Raw genomic sequence first — 16,483 nt, forward strand, 5'->3', positions numbered from 1 at the left:
TCCAGCTCCTGCTCGACCAGGGTCATCACCTCGCTGTAGCGGGCCGCCTCCGCGGGATCGCAGCCGGCGAGGGGAAAGAGCGCGCCCCGCGTGAAGGCGAGTCGCTCCTCGCCGGGGAACGCGAGCTCCGCGGCGACCTGGGCCATGCCCTCCGACACCACGCAGCGCGGACTGAAGAGCGGGCTGAGCCGGAACTCCACCCAGCCGCGGCCTGCGGCCAGCTCGCGCTCGACGAGCAGGTTCTCCACGTGATGGCCGGGGTAGCCCTCGTGCGCGGCTAGACCGAGCGCGCTCCAGATGCGGAAGGCCTGATCGAGATTCACCTGGATCAGGCTCTTGCCGGCGCCCTGGTACCAGTTGTAGGCGCTCCAGGGCTCGCCGCTCACCAGCTCGAGCGCGAAGCTCTCCGCCTCGGGCAGGGGAATCCGCGCCCGCGTGCGCCGGCGGCACTCGGCGATCGCCGCCTCCATCACCGCAGCGATCTTCTCGCGGGGGACGAAGAAGCGCCGCTCGTAGGCCTCGAAACGCTCGCGCAGCGGCCCCTCGCCGGGCAGCAGGACCGCGAGCCGCGCCCGCGCCGCTTCGCCGCGCGCGGGTTGGACCTCGGGCAGCGTGGCATCGAAGAGGAGTTGGGCTTCAGCGTCGAAGTCGAGGCGCTCGCTGGCCAGCACGGCGAGACGGCCGCCGAGCGCGCGCAGCTGCGCGGCCAGGTAGCGCTCACGGGCGATGAGTGCGGGCGTGAGCGCGCCGCGATCGAGAGTCGCGAGCCGTGCCTGGAGCGCCGCGGCCTCGGCGCGCAGCGAGGAGAGACTCCGCGGCGCGGCCTCGGCCGCCCACTCCGGCGGTCCCGTGTAGGCGTCGACGTAGTCGGTATCCAGCTGCCCGGCGGCGAGGGCGAGCTTCACGAAGGCGACGGCGAGCGAGTCGAGCGCTGCCGCGGCAGCTCCCGCGGGCGGGCCCTCCGCTGCCGCCATCGCTGGCAACGCCGTGGTCGTCAACGCCAGTGTCATCAACAGCGCGGACAGGCAGCGCCGCCGGGCGCCCTCCGCTAGCCCTTGCTGGGCAAGGGGTTGCGGGGGTGGGGCCAGGAGTACGCCAGCGCTCCATGAAACAGCTTGACGATCCGGCGCTGCGCGGCAAGAGTGGCCGAATCCACGCGGCGTCCGCCCTGGCGGCGTCGCCCGTCGTCCCTCGCCCCAAGGGAACGTGAGTTGCTGACTGTAGCCAGACGAGGCAGGGTTTGCCGGTCGTAGGAAGAATCTGCCCCGATCGCGAGTCCCGAATCCCGAACACCATTGCGATATACAGTCGGCTGCATCCCGAGAGGCACACGTGACGAAGAAACCGACCGCCATGCTGCTCCCTTGGTCGCTGCTTCTGGTTAGCATCAGCTGCAGCGAGGAAAGCGCAAAGGTCACGGACCCGGGCGACGAGGATCCCGCACCCTGCGTCGTGACGGTGCTTTCGCCGAACGGCGGGGAGACCTGGACCGCCGGCCTCCAGTACCCGATCTCCTGGGCCGTCAGCGACTGCGGCACGCAAGTGGCCATCGAGCTGATGCTCGGTGACGCCGTCGCGACCACGATCGCCGACAGCTCCGACAACGACGGCAACTACATCTGGACGGCGCAGCAGGTGGGCGGGGCCAGCTCGGGCTACCGGATTCGCATCACCGATCTGGAGGGTGGCAATAGCGACGTCAGCGACGGCACCGCCTCCATCGCGCCACCCACCGATCCCACGCCCTGTACGCTCAGCGTCACCAGCCCCAACGGCGGCGAAAGCTGGCTGGCGGGCTTCGACTATCCGATCAGCTGGACGACCGACGAGTGCGGCCCGGCCGTTGCCATCGAGCTGTGGCGCGACGGCTCGCTCGTCGCGATGATCGCCGACAGCACGGCCAACGACGGCGAGCTCGTCTGGACTGCCACCCAGGTCGCCAACCAGATCAACGGCTACCGCGTGCGGATCGTGGATCTGGAGGGCGAGTATGCCGACGAGAGCGACGGCACCTTCCGCGTCATGCCGCCGGAGGATCCGGCGCCCTGCGTCCTCACGCTGAGCTCGCCCAATGGCGGCGAGAGCTGGACCGCGGGCACGAGCTACCCCATCACCTGGACGAGGAGCGACTGCGGCCAGACCGTCTCGATCGAACTCTGGCGCGCGGGCGCGCAGGTGGCGACGATCGCGGGCAGCACGGCCAACGACGGCAGCTACACCTGGACCGCGGCGCAGGTCGGCGGCCAGAGCGCGGGCTACAAGGTCCGCGTCACCGATCTCGAGAGCGAGAGCGTCGACGAGAGCAACGCCGTCTTCACGATCGCGCCGCCCGTCGGGCCCGACTGCGGGCTCACGCTGACCTCGCCCAACGGCGGCGAGAGCTGGGTGGCCGGCGAATCGCACGCGATCACCTGGAACGAGAGCGACTGCGGCGAAGAGGTCGCGCTCGAGCTGTGGCGCGCCGGCACGAAGGCGCTCACGATCAGCGCCAACACGCCCAACGACGGCAGCTACACCTGGACCGCGGCGCAGGTCGGCGGCCAGAGCAGCGGCTACCGCCTCCGCGTGATCGACCTCACGAGCGACGCCCTCGACGAGAGCAACGCCGACTTCACGATCGCCGCACCCATCGATCCGACGCCCTGCGAACTGGCCGTCACGGTGCCCGCCGGCGGCGAGACCTGGGTCGAGGGCCTGGACTACCCGATCACCTGGGAGACGAGCGACTGCGGCACCGCCGTGTCCATCCTGCTACTACGCGACGGCGCGGCCCCGCTCACGATCGCGGCCAGCACCGACAACGACGGCAGCTACACCTGGGCCGCGAGCCAGATCAGCGGCGCGACCACGGGCTACCGGATCCACGTCACCGACCTCGAGAGCGGGACGGGCGCGGACAGCGGTCTCTTCACGATCGGCGACGCGCCGCCGAACCCCGACAGCTACTTCTGCGTCTCGCTGACCGGTACCAAGACCAGCGGCGTCAGCACCACCGACATCGCGAGCTTCGGCTGGGCGAACTCGGATTGCTATCGGTCGATCGATGTCGCCATCAATGCGATGTCCCCCGGCGACCAGGTCTGGATCAACGACGGCACCTACGACGAGGCGATCGAACTGGGCGCCGCCGAATCGGGCAGTGCGAACAACTACACGATCGTGCGCGCCCGCAACGCCGGCCGGGTCAAGCTGGACGGCGATGCCTTCGCGATGATCGACCTGCGCGACACGTCCTACGTCGAGGTGTGGGGGATCAGCGTCATCGGCTGCGGCACTCTCCCGGTCTACGTGCACGAAGGCTCGCACCACTTCAAGATCCGCCGCGTGAGCTGGAACCAGCGCACGGGCCTGATCAGCACGAGCAGCCATCACGGCCTGATGGAGGACTGCTACGCCTACGGCGGACCGCACCGCTACGCCTTCCAGGTGAACAAGAGCTCGCACGACATCATCTTCCGGCGCTGCCTGGTGCGCTGGGACTACTCGAACATCACCGAGCCGCTGGCCTGCTTCGCCAGCTACACCTGCGACAACATCTACTACCAGAACTGCATCTCGATCGACGGCACCGACTACAAGGGCGTCGACCACACCTACGACGGCCTCAAGAGCTACTTCACGCCCAACGGTTCGACCGAGTGCCACTACGTCGGCTGCATCAGCCTGAACATGGACGGCGCCGCGGGCTGGTGGATGGAGGGCACGGCCGCGCAGGGTTCGCTCACGGACTGCGTGGCCTGGCAGAGCATGACGAACGCTGGCGATGCCAGCGACACCTACAAGCCCTACGCCTTCAACTCGACCGCGGATGTCGGGGGCTGGGTGCTGCGCAACTGCACCTTCGGCGTGAACGACCTCGGCGCGCGGCCGGTCAGCTTCGACGGCGCGATTCCGGAGTCGATGCACAACAGCATCATCTACGGGATGATCCTCAACGAGGGCGAGTACGCGGTCTCGGGCAGCCTCGACGAGCACGACTACAACTGCTACTGGGGCAATACCGGCGGCCGCAACAAGTCGGGCGGCGTCGGCGCGCACTCGCTGACCGACGTCAATCCCTTCGCGAACGGCCTCGTTTCGCTGGTGAATGTGGCGGGTGGCATCCTCGCGACCGCCGGCGACGACGGCGGCCCGATCGGCGCCCGCATCATGACGAAGATCGGCGTCGCAGGCACATTGATCGACGACGCCGGCTGGGACCAGGACACGGGCGAGCCGCTCTGGCCCTGGCCCCACGAGGACCAGATCCGCGAGGACTGCCGCAGCTTCGTGCGCTCGGCGGGCGAGGCCTACACGGGCAGCCCGGCGATGAACGGCGCCCGCGGCTTCTGCGCCCCTGGCGAGACGCTGACGGGTTACATCCAGGGCTTCCTGAGCCGCTAGGGGAGCGCGCGGGGAGTCCGGCATCGATGCCCAGTTCGGTGGGATGGCAGAGCGGCGCTGCCTCTGCGGCAGTTGTGTCCGGCCCCAGGAGTCGGGCGAGTCCCGAGCGAACTCCGGGAACGCCGACCCTCATCACCGCTCCGCCTTCCGCTCGATCAGCCCGACTCCAGCCCCACACGCCCTAGACTGCCTCGCGGGAAGCGGGACAGCTTTTCTGGCCCGCCGAGACGCGCTATACTTGCCCCCTTGTCCGGGCCTGTTTGCCCCCTGGCCGGGAGTGGGGAGGTGGGTGATGTCGATGAAGTCGCTCGGCGCGCTCGGCGCCGCGCTGCTGCTGTCTGCGTTGCCGGCGGCGGCCGCTTGGGAAGAAGCCTACGACACGGGGCATTGGGCGCTCTGTGTCGTGGCCGATCCCGTGCACCAGATCGTCTACGCGGGGCTCTACGACGGCCTTGCCATCTACGAAGCTGCGGCCGACAACTGGGTATCTGTGCACGGCAGCGCGGGCCTGGATGCAGTGCGGGATCTCCTCTGGCATCCAAAGCAACCCGGTTTGCTCATCCTTGCGTACGGGATCATCGACACGCCGGGTCGTATCGATCGCAGTCTCGACGGCGGGTTCACGGCGGAGACCGTCTACATGCTACCGGAGGATGTCTACATCGGCGATCTGGAGCGCGACCCCACGGAGCCGGATCGCTTTTATGCGGCCTGCTACACCTTCGGCAGCATAGGTGGGGGCATGGTCCTGCGCAGCGAGGATGCCGGCCTCAACTGGCGGATCGTCGAACAATCGAACGCCGCTGACCGCCACTGCCTCGCTGTTGACGGCGCGGGCCAGCTCTACCGCGGCGGCCCGGATGGCATCTGGCGCAGTCCCGACGGCGGCCTGAGCTGGGTGTCGGCGCAGGGGGATCTGCCGGCGGCGCACATCATGTGCCTGCGGGCGATGCCCGGCCGAGCCCCCGGGCACCTCTTCGCCTGCACCGAACTCGACCTGTACGAAACGCTGGACAGCGGCCAGCACTGGGAGCCCATCCTCTGGGGTGAGAAGTGCACCGACCTGGTCATCCACTCGACGGTGCCGCAACTCATGGCGGCGCACATCACGCTCGGGCTCGGTCCCATGGACGAGGTGACGCTCTCCACCAACGCGGGGCAATCATGGGCTTGGTCGGGCTACTGGATGGTGGCCAACGACTGGGGCGCCTACCAGGGCATGGACATCCTGCCCATGCAGAACCGCATCTTCGCCACGATGCAGGACTGGATCTACACCTACGATCTCGGCGCCACGGGACTCGCCGAAGTGCCGAGCGCGACGCCGCGCGCGGCCGCATTCCCCAATCCCTTCAACCCCGCGACGCGCATCGCAGCCACGCTGCCGGCCGCGCGCGCGGTGAGCCTGGACATCGTCGACAGCGCGGGGCGTCTGCAGCGCCGGTTGCTGGACGACGTCCCACACCCCGGCGGCGCGCTCGCCGCCCTCTGGGACGGTCGCGACGCAGCCGGTCGGCCCTTGCCGAGCGGGGTCTACCACTACCGGCTCCGCGCCGACGGTCGCGAGCTGGGCGGCAAGCTCGTCTTGTTGAGGTAGCGATCTACTCGACGCGCAGGATGCGCCACGCGGTGACCGTCCGGCCCCAGTGGTCCGTGGCGCGCACCTGAAGGCGCTGCGTGCCGCGCGGCATCCCCGCGGGCAGCGGCGCCGCCCAGAGGTGGGGGCACTTCACGGCCTTGGGCAGCTTCGCTCCCGGGGGCGGCGTGTCGCTCGCTTCGAGCGCTTTGAGCGCCGCGTAGGAGGGATCCTCCCGCTCCACCCGCGCCATCGGCAGCCAGGGCCCGTCGCCGACGCGAAACTCCACGCGCGTGCGCGGCGAGCCATTGTAAACGTTCGCGATCAGCTCGGCTTCGCCCGCCGCGTCCTGGCGCACCACCTCGGGCACCCAGAGGCGCATCTGCTCCTCGGCGGGCCGCCGCGCGGCGCGGAAGTCCAGCCGGTAGTCGGCGCCGTCCACCGTGAGGATGGCGTAGCCGTTCGGCGTGCCGTCGCGCATCGTCGTGTGGGGGATGCCGGCCTCGTCGGGCGCCCCCGACCACCAGCTGCCGCAGGCGGTCGCGTTGATGAAGTGGTGGTGGGGTGCGGCGCCGCGCCAGCCGTCCTCCGCGCCGAGGAAGACGTGCTCCAGGTAGTGGTAGTGCGCCGAGACGGAGAGCGCGTTAGGCCGCGTCTCGAGCAGGCGGAAGAGCGCTGCGCGCTCGCTCTCCTCACACTCGCCGACGAGCGGGATGTGCATGAAGAGCACGACCAGCTTCTCCCGCGGCACGCGCGCCAGGTCCTGCCGCAGAAACTCGAGCTGATCGGCGCCGAGGCCGCCCGTGTAGTTGCCGCCCCGGTAGCCATCCGCCACCTTGCCCTGCCAGAGCACGTCGTCGAGGACGACGAAGTGCGCCGGCCCGTAATCGAAGGCGTAGTAGGCCGGGCCGTAGACGCGCTCGAAGGTCTCGTCGGCATGGGCGTCGTCCGCGGCGTCGACGTTCTCGTCGTGGTTGCCGAGCACGTTGTGCCAGGGGATGCCGATCTGGCCGACCGCCGCGTTGAGCGCATCGTATTGCGAGAGGTCGTCGAAGAGGATGTCGCCCAGCGTGACGCCGAATGCCGCTTCGCTCCCGATCAGACCCTCGATGAGGTCGTGGGCGAGGTAGTCGATCTCCTTCTGATTGCGCGTCTGCGTGTCGCCGAAGAGCAGTGCGGTGAAGCGCGCGGGCTCGGCCCGCTCGCGCAGGGGGAAGTCGATGCTGGCCGGCAGGGGGCCGGTCGGCGGGACGCCCGCGTGCTCTAGCCGCGGCGAGCCGCCGGGCTTGTGCACGTAGTAGAAGCGCGGCAGGCCCTGGGCATCGACGGGCGTGGCCCAGCCCGCCGGCTTGATCACGAAGAAGATCGTGTCCTCGTCGGCCGGCAGGCGCCAGCGGCCGGCGGCGTCCGTCGCCACGATCTCGCGGCCGTTGGCGACCGCCACGCCGGCCAGGCCGCGCTCCTCGGCATCGCGCAGGCCGTTGCCGTTCGCGTCGGCGAAGACGAGTCCCCGCGCCTCGCGGGCGGCGGCGGGTGCGGCGGCGAGCAGCGCGAGCGAGAGCCAGGCGAGCGAGCGCAGCGGGCGGGGCATCGGCGACCTCCGATTGGCGGCGCGTCTTGCCGGGCGCGCCGCGCACAGTCTAGTCGATCACCGCGTCCGACTACCAATGAAGGTTCAGCCCCGGCAACACGCGCGCCCAGCGCGGGTTGTTGCGCGCGATGTTGACGAGGCCGAGCTGCAGGCCCCACAGCTCCGCCGTGTAATTGACGAGGCCGATCTGCAGCCCCACCATGCGCGCGTTGACCGTGCGGATCTTGAGAAAGTCCTCGAGGTTGATGCCCTCGACCAGCACGCCGTTGAGGGCGCCCGCGCCGAGCCCCTGCAGCTCGGGCGCGGCGAGGATCAGCCCGCCCGCGGCCAGGCCGCGCACGGGACCCTGACTGCCGAGGCCGAGGCCGCCGATCGCGATGCCCGTCAGCGCCTCGCTGGCGAAGACGACCCCGCCGCTGAGTCCCAGACCCCGCAGGCGACCGCCACCTGCGACGAGCCCGCCCAGCGCCACACCGGTCAGGGACTCTTGGACGCTCATGATGCCTGCGGAGAGCGCGAGCCCCGCGCCGCGCCGGCCGACAACGCCGAGGCCCCCGAGGGCGAGACCGCGCAGGTCCCCGGCTTCGACGAAGAGGCCGCCGACGCCGAGGCCCTCCAGGCGGCCGCGTGCGCGCGCGGCGCCCAGCGCACAGAGGAGCCCGCGGCTGTCGCGCTTGATGTCGACGAGCAGGCCGCCCAGCGCAGCGCCGGTGAGCGACTCGCTGCCGACGCCGAAGCCAGCGGCGGCCAGGCCGCGAATCCGCTCGCCGGCCGTGGCGCCGAGCCCGCCCAGCGCGAGCCCTTGCAGGCGTCCCGCCTTGGGACCGATGAGGCCGATGGCGGCGCCGTTCATCTGCGCGACCGGACTCGGGCGGGGATTCCAGAGGGTGAGATTCAGTCCGTCGACGCGCTGGACCTGATCGTCGACGGCATTGATCCGCAGTCCGCAGGCGCGCGGGCTGTTGCCCAGGCTGAGGCCCACGCCGCGCAGGGTGAGCGCGACGGCGGCCTCGCCGGGACGCGGGCCGAGCCCGATCAACCCTGGAAGAAGGGTGAAGGCAAGCCATCGCGGAAGGCGCGCGCGAGTCCTCATCAGGTCCCCCTTGCCAGCCACGGTGAGTCTAGCACAAGGGGCCCGAATTCTCTTGCCTCTCTCCGGACCGCCGCCATACTCGCAGGCCATGCGGCTGCCCCGCACCGGGGCCCCGCGCTCGAGGAGGTCAGCATGCTGCGCAAGTTCCATCGTCCGGCTGCCGGCGCCCTGCTGGCGGCGCTTCTGCTCGCGGGCCTTGCCGATGCCGGCCAGGCGCGCATCGTCCGCGGCCACACCCACGGCGGCGGCTTCCTGCTTCGCCTATCGGGAGGCCTCGGCGCGGCGAGCACATCGGCGGACATCGAGGGCGACGATCCCGAGCTCTCGGGTGGGAGCGGCGACATCAACATCGCCATCGGCGGCATCGTCTCGCCGGGTCTCGCGCTGCACGGGACGATCTGGGGCTGGTCTGTCCAGGATCCCGAGGTCGAGTGGCTGGGCGTGGAGGGCTGGATTCCCGCCGACCTCAGCATGAGCGCCATCGGCGGCGGCCTCACCTACTACTTCATGCCGGCGAATCTCTACCTGTCCGGCTCGCTGGGCCTCGCCACGCTGAGCCTCGAGCGCGCCGAAAGCGACACCGGTCTCGCCTTCGACTTCACGGTGGGCAAGGAGTGGTGGGTGGGTGCGCGCTGGGGTCTGGGCATCGCCGGCGCCTTCGGCTACCACAGCATTCCCGGTGAGGGCGACGAGGACTGGTCGGGCAGGAACATCGCCCTGCGCTTCACGGCGACCTTCAACTAGTCGCGCCCCGGCGCGCCGCCGCCGTCTCGCCGATCGCCGCCCTGGCGCCGGAAGGCTACACGCCGACGCTCGCGGTTCAGGGCGGCGATCCCGCGCTCGACAGCGACCTCGTGACGCCGCTGCTCCCGCTCACGGCGCTGCGCGCTCAGCCGATTCGCAGGCTCAACCCTCGCGGCGGCGGCCTCGCCACCAGCCGACCATCAGGTAGATCCCGTAGAGCACCAGCGCGATCGGCCACCAGTCCTGGAGCCAGTCCAGCGAGTAGTCGTAGCGGGTGTGCGCGAAGAGCAGCGCGCCGATGGCGACCAGCAGGAGGCCGCCCAGCAGGGAGCCGCCCATCGGCAGCTTGAGGTCCTTCGGCATCTCGGGCGCGCCGACGCCTTCGAGCGCCTGGTTGTAGAGCGCCGCCCGCCGTCCCGCGTCGATGATGCCGAACATCCAGAAGAAGGCGAGGAAGAGCGCCACCAGGGGGGTGAGCTTGCCAATGTCCATGTTGAGGATGGTGATGCACAGGGCCATCACGACCGCGTGCGCGAAGCCGCGCTGGTAGTAGCCGATGTAGGCCTGGCCCAGGCCCGGGAAGAGCGAGAGCACGCTGGCCAGGGCCGGGGACTTGCCGAGGTTGCTCCGGCGCAGGGCACGGGGCGGGGCGGCCGGCCGCGGGATCTCGGCGCCGGCGTCGCTGCGGTATTCGGGGCGGTCCAACATGCTTGCCTCCTCGGTGCGGGAATCAGGTCCGGCCGCCTGGGGCGGCGTCTTGCGTCATTGTCGTCGTCGGGGCCGGGGCGGGCTGTCCGCTGCGGCCGATGCGTTTGAGGTCGCCCAGCACTTCGCTCAGGTTGCTCGAGGCCGCGGCGAGGTCGCGGCGGCGCAGGCTGTCCACCAGCGCGCCGAGGTCCCGCCAGAGCTCGCGCAGCTGGGGCTGCAGGCGCTGACGCCAGTCCGCGAGGCGCTCGCCCAGGCCCTGCTGCGCGGCGCGCAGCGCGCGGGCGCCGCTGTCCACGGCCGCGTCGCCGGCGCCGGCCAGGCTGTCCGTGACGCGCGTCAGGTCCAGGGGCAGGGCCGCGGCCAGGCTGCTCGGCTCGCCGCGCAGGAGGGCCAGGGCTTCGCGCGGCGCCTCGCGCAGGGGCGAGACCGGCGTGGCGGTCAGCGCCACGACGAGCAAGGTCCCCGCATAGGCGGCCTCGAGGGCGAAGCGCGGCCGCCGCCAGCTCCGGCGCCACCACTCCGCGAGGCGTTCGTCCAGGCGCGGCAGGGCCGCAGTGGCGTCCGCGTCCGCGAGGGCCGCCAGCACATCGGCCGTGAAGCGCGCATCGGGCTCGCAGGTGGCCAGGGCGGGCAGGGTGCGCTCCAGCCAGGCCAGGCTCTGGGCGAGCGCGCGACAGGGCGCGCAGTGCGCGAGGTGCGCCGTGAGCAGGGCGACTTCCTCCTCGCTCAGGTCGCCATCGGCGAGGCAGGGGAGCAGGGCCTCGGCGCGGGCGCAGGGGCTGCCGCTCGTGGCGGCCAGGATGGCGGCCGTCAGCTCCTCGGTTTCACGGCGACGCTTGTCGTCTTGCGGGTGCATCGGCTTCAGCTCCCCAGCACTTCGCTGATGGCGGCGGGCGGCCCGCCCAGATCGCGCAGCGCGCGCGCCAGCTCGAGACGCGCGCGGCTGGCGCGGGACTTCACGGTGCCCAGGGGCACCTGCAGCATGTCGGCGATCTCCTCCAGGGGCAGGTCCTGCATCTCCTTGAGGATGATCAGCTCGCGGTTGATCGGCGTGAGCGCGTCGAGGGCCTGCAGGAGCAGGCGTCGGCGCGCGTCGTCCTGCCAGCGCGCGTCCGCGCTGGGGGCCGGATCGGCCAGGGCGTGGGCGCTCTCCACGGGCAGGTCCTGGCGCGGCGGCCGCGCCCGGCGGCGGCGCAGGGCGTCCAGGCTCGCGTTGCGGGCGATGCGCAGCAGCCAGGCCTCGAAGCGCTCGGGCTCGCGGCAGGCCTCGAGGTTCCGCCAGACGCGCAGGAAGACCTCCTGGGCCAGGTCGCGCGCCTCCTCGCGATCGCCCACGTAGGCGTCCGCGACGGCGAGCACACGCGACTGGTACCTGCGCACGAGAACCTCCCAGGCCAGCGGATCGCCTTGCCGGCAGCGCGCGATGAGGGCGGCCAGTTCCATGGGGTCCGCTTCGTTCGAGGATGGGCGGGCCGGGGGCGCTTCCCCCTGCCAGGCGATGACGCAAGCGCGGGCAGGCAGGTTCGGTCAAGTGCGCAGAAATCTTCACGGCGCCGGCTGGCGACCGATTGACAGGAAACGCCGCCAGCGCCACCCTGCCGGCGGACGCAAGGAGCCCGGCAGGAGGGGAGCGATGTCCAGTTGCCTTCGCGGACTGCGCCGTGCCGGCTGCTTCGCCGGCCTGCTCGTCATCGCTGGGAGCGCGGCCGCGGCGCCGCCGAAGCACGTCGTGTTCTTCATCGGCGACGGCATGGGCTTCGAGCACGTGGAGCTGGCCCGTCGCTGGGCGGCGGCGGACTCGAGCGCGCTGCCCTTCGTGGACTGGCCCTTGCGCCTGGCCGTCAGCACGACGCCGGCCGGCGCGCCGCCCTACGACCCCGAGGCCTACTGGGGCGATCCGGCGTCCCGGCACCACAAGGTCACGGACTCGGCGGCCGCGGCGACGGCCCTCGCGACCGGGGTCAAGACGGGAAACGGCATGCTCGGCCTCACGCCCGACGGCCGGCCTCTGCACAATCTCACCGAGTGGCTGGGCGAGCGCGGCCTGGCCTGCGGGGTCGTCAGCACGGTGCCCTTCGTCCACGCGACGCCGGCCGGCTTCGCCGTGCACGTCCCGCGTCGCGACGACTACCTGAAGATCGCCCGCCAGCTGCTGCTCGAAACGCGATTGCGGGTGATCATCGGCTGCGGGCATCCGCACTACGACGGCGGCGGCCGCTTCCTCGACGACCCGCGCGGCTACGAGCAGGTCGGCGGCCGCCCGCTCTGGGACGGCCTGCTCGCCGGCGCCACCGCCTTCGATCTCGACAGCGACGGCGCTCCCGATGCCGAGCTGCCGGACCTCGACGGCGATGGCCGGCGCGATCCCTGGCGACTCATCCAGGAGCGCGCGGCCGTGCAGGCCCTTGCCGCAGGCCCCGCGCCCCTGCGCCTGCTCGTCGTGCCCCAGGTGGCCAGCACGCTGCAGGAAGAGCGCCCCGGCGATCCCGAGGGCGCGCCCTTCGCGGTGCCGCGCACCGCGAGCCTGCCGACCCTCGCCGAGCTGAGCCTGGCGGCCATCAACACGCTCGACGACGACCCCGACGGCTTCTTCCTGATGATCGAGGCCGGCGCCATCGACTGGGCCGCGCACGCCAACGCGGGGGGCCGCCTCGTGGAGGAGCTGCTCGACTTCGGCGCCGCGGTGGCGGCGGTCGCGGACTGGGTCGAGCGCGAGAGCAACTGGGAGGAGACCCTGCTCATCGTCACCGCCGATCACGAGACCGGCGGCCTGAGCCTGAGGGATGCGGGCGCGGCCGCTCCCGCGGCGCTGGGCTTGCCCGCGCACGAGTGGTCCAGCGAGAGCCACACGAACGCCCTCGTGCCGCTCTACGCCGTCGGTCGCGGCAGCGAGTCGCTGCCCGCGCTCGCCGAAGGCCGCGACCCGCGGCGGGGACCCTACCTGGACAACGCGCAGCTCGCGCCGGCCATCCGCGCGCTCTGGGCTGCCCCCGCGGCGGGGGCAGCCCCCGGTCGCTAGTTCGAGCCGCCGGCTGCGACACCCTCGAAGCGCGCGAGCTGCTGCTTGAGGTAGTCGCTGTCGGGAGTCAGGCGCAGGGCTTCGCGGATCAGGTCGAGCGCCTCGGTAGCGTCGCCCTGCGCGGCGCGCAGCTCGGCGAGGGTGTCCAGGACATTCGCCTTCTCGGCATCGCTCGCCGCAAGCGACACGCCCCGGCGCGCGTAGCCTTCCGCCTCGGCGAGCGCGATCTTCCGCTCGACGCACCACCAGGCAAGCTCGTTCAGCGCGGCGGCGTCCTCCTGCCAGCCCTCGGCGAGGCTCTGGCGCCGCCACTCGAGCGCGGCGGCGGGCTGGCCCTCGACGAGCAGCGCGTGCTCGGCCAGCAGGGCTGCGCGCGCGCGGCGGTCTTCGTTCGCGGGGCGCGGGTTCTCGGTCAGGCGCGCCGCCCCCGTCTTCAGCGCATCCAGGTAGAGGCCGCGCTTGGCGCTGTCGCGCGTCGCCTCGTCGAGCAGGCGGACCGTCTCGCTGAGCGCGGTGGCGTCGCTGCGCGGGTCGGCCATCACGCGCTGCGCGGGCTCGAAGAGCGCCGTCTCGTCGAAGAGGCCGCTGCGCTGGCCGCGCGCGATCGTCTCGAGGATCGCCGGGCCCAGCGGCGTCTCGCTGCCGAGCTCCTCCGCGCGGCGGTACCAGGCGAGCGCCTCGCCGAACTTGCCGCCGAACTGCTCGAGCTCGGCGATCTTTGCGGCGGCCGCGGCCGTCGGCGCTTTGCGGAACTGGCGGCGACGCTCGGAGAGCGGAACCGGCGCAGCGGCGGCCTCTGCCAGCGTCTCCAGGAATGGCGTGGCCTCGCCGAAGCCGAGCCAGCAGTCGAGGACCTCGCCCTCGGCGCTGGCGAGCACGAAGGTCGGGTAGGCGTAGACACCGTAACGGCGGGCGAGCGCGACGCCCTCACCTTTCTCGGCGTCGATCGGCAGCAGGATCGCGTGGGCCGCGATGGCCTGGCGGAAGGACTCGCTCTGCTTCACCTCACGGGCGAAGACCTGGCAGGCGCCTCACCAGGCGGCGCCGATCTCGATCAAGATGGGCTTGCCGTCGGCGAGCGACTGGGCGCCGGCGTCGGCGAGAGTGCTGGGTGCAGCGGCGAGGGCCGGTCCCGCGGCGAGGGCGAGGAGCAGCGCGAGGCTGGCGGCGTGCAGGCGTCGCATGGGCGTCCTTTCGTCGAAGGGGAGCCGCGCCGGGCGCGCGGCCGGTCGCTGGCAGTCTCGCCGAGGCGGGGACTGGACGCAAGGGGAGAGCAACCGGCCTAGGCCTTGCGCCGCAGGCTCGGCTCGCCGGCGTCTTCGGCGCCCAGCTGACGCTCGAGGACCGTGATGAGGACGTCGGCGCCGTTGCGCGACTTGCTGGGGTCGATGTAATCGCGGATCGCGGACTCCAGTGCATTGATGCGGGAGTTGAGGTCCTCGATGATGCTCTCCTGCATCGAGAGCGCCCCCTGCAGCGAGGCGCACTCGCTGCGCAGGCGGTTGATGAGCCGCTCCTGCTGATCGAGGCCCGTGATCAGGGCGTCGATCTCCTCGCGGTGCGACGACAGCCCGAGCCGACTCGCCGCGAGGAGCTGCTGCTTGGCCAGGTCGAGTCGGTGGTTCATCGCGTCGCTCCTCGTCTCAGATCGCCCGCTGCCATGCTTTGGGCTTGCAGTCCGCATCCACTCTCACGGGCGATCTCCATGATGCCGTGCTTGGCGCTCTGCAGTGGGGTTTCTCCTCCCTTCCCGGAGCGCCCGCGCGTTGCGTCGGCGGCCCTGCGCCTCCTGTGCGCAGTCTGAACGCAGCAAGGCCTGCGCCCCGCGTCTGGGTACAGACCGCCCCTGCATCGGCCCATTCGATATCCGGAAACCCTTTGACACCCCAGTGGCCACCGCGAATACTTCCACTACCCCTTGCCGCGCGGGCACCGTTGCCGCCCCTGCCCGCTGCCAGGTTGCTTCAGGCGCCCCGAACGCCTCCACAGTTCCTAGTCCCGCAGGGTGCCGTTCTTGCTATTGCAGGTCCCCGGCCCGGAAATCAACGGGCCTTCGCCGCCACGGCCGCCCACCACGCTGGAGGCGGCTGACCGGGAGAGCCCAACGCACAGGTCCCTCGATCAATCCGCCGCCGCGAGCCCGGACCGCCGCTTCCGCGCCGGCATGCGCGTGCTCGGCGCACTCTCGGCCGCCGCCCTGTTCTGGCTGCTCTGGCGAGGGGCGAGCTTCTACCTGACCGCCGATGCCGACCGACCCTTGCATCCCGACTACGAGCGCTGGCGTCCGGCCGGTGACATCGGCCATGGGCTGGGTATCCTCGGCTCCCTGATGATGGTCGTCCTGCTCGGTTACAGCCTGCGCAAGCGCTGGCGGCGACTGCGCTCGGCCGGGCCCATCTCGCGCTGGCTGAGCGTGCACATCTACCTCGGTGTCGTCGGCCCCTTGCTCGTCGTGCTGCACAGCGCCTTCAAGGTGCACGGCCTCGTCTCGCTGAGCTTCTGGTCGATGGTGGCGGTCGCCGGCAGCGGCGTGTTCGGGCGCTACCTCTACCTGCAGATTCCGCGCAACCTGCAGGGCGACGAACTGGATCGGCAGGCCCTCGACGCCGAGGAGACGGCGCTCGGCGCCACGCTCGTCGCCGACTTCGGGCTCGACCCGTCCACCCTCGCCGGACTCAGCCGCCTGGGCGGCGCGCCGGCGGCGGGATCACTCGGCGCGGCGCTCGTCGCCTCGCTGATCAGCGACCTCACGCTCTCGCTGCGCCTGCGCCGTCTTCTGGCCCGGCGCACCGGCGGCTTCCGCCTGCCCGCGGGCGAGCGGCGCCGGCTCGTCGCCCTTGCGCGCCGCCGCGCATTGCTCGCGCGCCGTCGGCTCTTGCTGGAGCGCTTGGCGCGGATCTTCCACTACTGGCACGTCATCCACAAACCCTTCGCCATCGTGATGCTCGTCATCATGATCGTCCACGTGGGGGTGACCGCCCTGCTGGGGTACAAGTGGATCTTCTAGTGCGCATCGCGCGCGGCGCACTGCGCCTGGCTGCCGCCGCGGCCATCGCCGCCGCCTGGCCGGCGCCGACCGGCGCGCAGCTCTCGCCGGGTCCGCTGTCGGCGCCGCACGCCGAGCTCGATGGGCTCAAGCGCTGCACGGCCTGCCACGAGATCGGCGAGGGCGTGCGCGCCGACAAGTGCCTGGACTGCCATCGCCTGCTGGGCGCGCGCATCGCCGCCGGCAAGGGTCTGCACGCCGGCAACGGCTACGCCGACTGCAACGATTGCCACTCCGAGCACCACGGCCGCGACTACGCCCTGATCCGCTGGCCGGGCGGGGAAGCCAACTTCGACCACGCCGCCGCGGGCTACGCGCTGGGG

14 protein-coding genes are annotated in these 16,483 nt (G+C 71.6%); 6 read left to right on the forward strand and 8 right to left on the reverse strand.

The features are described from left to right. Nucleotides 1-1,010: DUF885 domain-containing protein (locus FJ251_06785; protein ID MBM4117439.1), on the reverse strand; the 1,010-nt coding region annotated here is incomplete at its 3' end. Nucleotides 1,011-1,332: 322 nt separating this feature from the next. Here FJ251_06785 and FJ251_06790 point away from each other — a divergent pair. Then, complete coding sequence (locus tag FJ251_06790) at nt 1,333-4,383, forward strand: hypothetical protein (protein ID MBM4117440.1); 3,051 nt, start codon at nt 1,333-1,335, stop codon at nt 4,381-4,383. A gap of 292 nt (nt 4,384-4,675) precedes the next feature. Continuing rightward, a complete protein-coding gene (locus FJ251_06795) occupies nt 4,676-5,980 on the forward strand; it encodes a hypothetical protein (protein ID MBM4117441.1) in 1,305 nt (434 codons plus the stop codon). A gap of 4 nt (nt 5,981-5,984) precedes the next feature. Here FJ251_06795 and FJ251_06800 read toward each other — a convergent pair whose 3' ends face one another. Both FJ251_06800 and FJ251_06805 read right to left on the reverse strand, forming a co-directional pair. Next, nucleotides 5,985-7,550 carry a metallophosphoesterase gene (locus tag FJ251_06800; protein ID MBM4117442.1) on the reverse strand — a complete coding sequence of 522 codons (1,566 nt, stop codon included), beginning with the start codon at nt 7,548-7,550 and terminating at the stop codon, nt 5,985-5,987. Nucleotides 7,551-7,620: 70 nt separating this feature from the next. Then, nucleotides 7,621-8,643 carry a hypothetical protein gene (locus FJ251_06805; protein ID MBM4117443.1) on the reverse strand — a complete coding sequence of 341 codons (1,023 nt, stop codon included), beginning with the start codon at nt 8,641-8,643 and terminating at the stop codon, nt 7,621-7,623. Nucleotides 8,644-8,775: 132 nt separating this feature from the next. On the opposite strand from FJ251_06805, the gene FJ251_06810 reads away from it, so the two are divergent. After that, nucleotides 8,776-9,387, forward strand: coding sequence for a hypothetical protein (locus FJ251_06810; GenBank protein MBM4117444.1), 612 nt, complete (start codon nt 8,776-8,778; stop codon nt 9,385-9,387). A 162-nt stretch (nt 9,388-9,549) separates the two neighbouring features. On the opposite strand, the gene FJ251_06815 is transcribed toward FJ251_06810, so the two are convergent. The 3 genes from FJ251_06815 to FJ251_06825 are packed head-to-tail and all read right to left on the reverse strand — an operon-like array spanning nt 9,550 to nt 11,538. Next, nucleotides 9,550-10,095: a hypothetical protein gene (locus FJ251_06815; GenBank protein ID MBM4117445.1), complete on the reverse strand. Its 546-nt coding sequence runs from the start codon at nt 10,093-10,095 to the stop codon at nt 9,550-9,552. A gap of 22 nt (nt 10,096-10,117) precedes the next feature. Continuing rightward, nucleotides 10,118-10,951, reverse strand: coding sequence for a zf-HC2 domain-containing protein (locus FJ251_06820; protein MBM4117446.1), 834 nt, complete (start codon nt 10,949-10,951; stop codon nt 10,118-10,120). Between the two features lie 5 nt (nt 10,952-10,956). After that, nucleotides 10,957-11,538: a sigma-70 family RNA polymerase sigma factor gene (locus FJ251_06825; protein ID MBM4117447.1), complete on the reverse strand. Its 582-nt coding sequence runs from the start codon at nt 11,536-11,538 to the stop codon at nt 10,957-10,959. Here FJ251_06825 and FJ251_06830 point away from each other — a divergent pair. After that, nucleotides 11,519-13,114, forward strand: a complete 1,596-nt coding sequence (locus tag FJ251_06830; protein MBM4117448.1) for an alkaline phosphatase — start codon at nt 11,519-11,521, stop codon at nt 13,112-13,114. The two genes, FJ251_06825 and FJ251_06830, sit on opposite strands and share 20 nt — an antisense overlap. Here the strand turns inward: FJ251_06830 and FJ251_06835 are convergent. Together FJ251_06835 and FJ251_06840 are read right to left on the reverse strand one after the other, a co-directional pair. Next, on the reverse strand, nt 13,111-14,118 hold the full coding sequence (locus FJ251_06835; protein ID MBM4117449.1) for a hypothetical protein: 1,008 nt from the start codon (nt 14,116-14,118) through the stop codon (nt 13,111-13,113). The genes FJ251_06830 and FJ251_06835 overlap by 4 nt on opposite strands. Nucleotides 14,119-14,396: 278 nt before the next feature. Beyond that, complete coding sequence (locus FJ251_06840) at nt 14,397-14,741, reverse strand: hypothetical protein (protein MBM4117450.1); 345 nt, start codon at nt 14,739-14,741, stop codon at nt 14,397-14,399. A gap of 537 nt (nt 14,742-15,278) precedes the next feature. On the opposite strand from FJ251_06840, the gene FJ251_06845 reads away from it, so the two are divergent. Continuing rightward, complete coding sequence (locus FJ251_06845) at nt 15,279-16,121, forward strand: hypothetical protein (protein MBM4117451.1); 843 nt, start codon at nt 15,279-15,281, stop codon at nt 16,119-16,121. After that, the coding region (locus FJ251_06850) for a hypothetical protein (protein ID MBM4117452.1) at nt 16,121-16,483 on the forward strand (363 nt) is incomplete at its 3' end. The genes FJ251_06845 and FJ251_06850, both read left to right, overlap by 1 nt.

This window comes from bacterium (genome assembly GCA_016873475.1).
Classification (GTDB): domain Bacteria; phylum Krumholzibacteriota; class Krumholzibacteriia; order JACNKJ01; family JACNKJ01; genus VGXI01.

Coding starts and splice junctions, on each gene's coding strand:
- FJ251_06795 (MBM4117441.1), top strand. CDS start 4,676: ATGTCGATGAAGTCGCTCGGCGCGCTCGGCGCCGCGCTGCTGCTGTCT.
- FJ251_06800 (MBM4117442.1), bottom strand. CDS start 7,550: ATGCCCCGCCCGCTGCGCTCGCTCGCCTGGCTCTCGCTCGCGCTGCTC.
- FJ251_06805 (MBM4117443.1), bottom strand. CDS start 8,643: ATGAGGACTCGCGCGCGCCTTCCGCGATGGCTTGCCTTCACCCTTCTT.
- FJ251_06810 (MBM4117444.1), top strand. CDS start 8,776: ATGCTGCGCAAGTTCCATCGTCCGGCTGCCGGCGCCCTGCTGGCGGCG.
- FJ251_06815 (MBM4117445.1), bottom strand. CDS start 10,095: ATGTTGGACCGCCCCGAATACCGCAGCGACGCCGGCGCCGAGATCCCG.
- FJ251_06820 (MBM4117446.1), bottom strand. CDS start 10,951: ATGCACCCGCAAGACGACAAGCGTCGCCGTGAAACCGAGGAGCTGACG.
- FJ251_06830 (MBM4117448.1), top strand. CDS start 11,519: ATGAGGGCGGCCAGTTCCATGGGGTCCGCTTCGTTCGAGGATGGGCGG.
- FJ251_06825 (MBM4117447.1), bottom strand. CDS start 11,538: ATGGAACTGGCCGCCCTCATCGCGCGCTGCCGGCAAGGCGATCCGCTG.
- FJ251_06840 (MBM4117450.1), bottom strand. CDS start 14,741: ATGAACCACCGACTCGACCTGGCCAAGCAGCAGCTCCTCGCGGCGAGT.
- FJ251_06845 (MBM4117451.1), top strand. CDS start 15,279: ATGCGCGTGCTCGGCGCACTCTCGGCCGCCGCCCTGTTCTGGCTGCTC.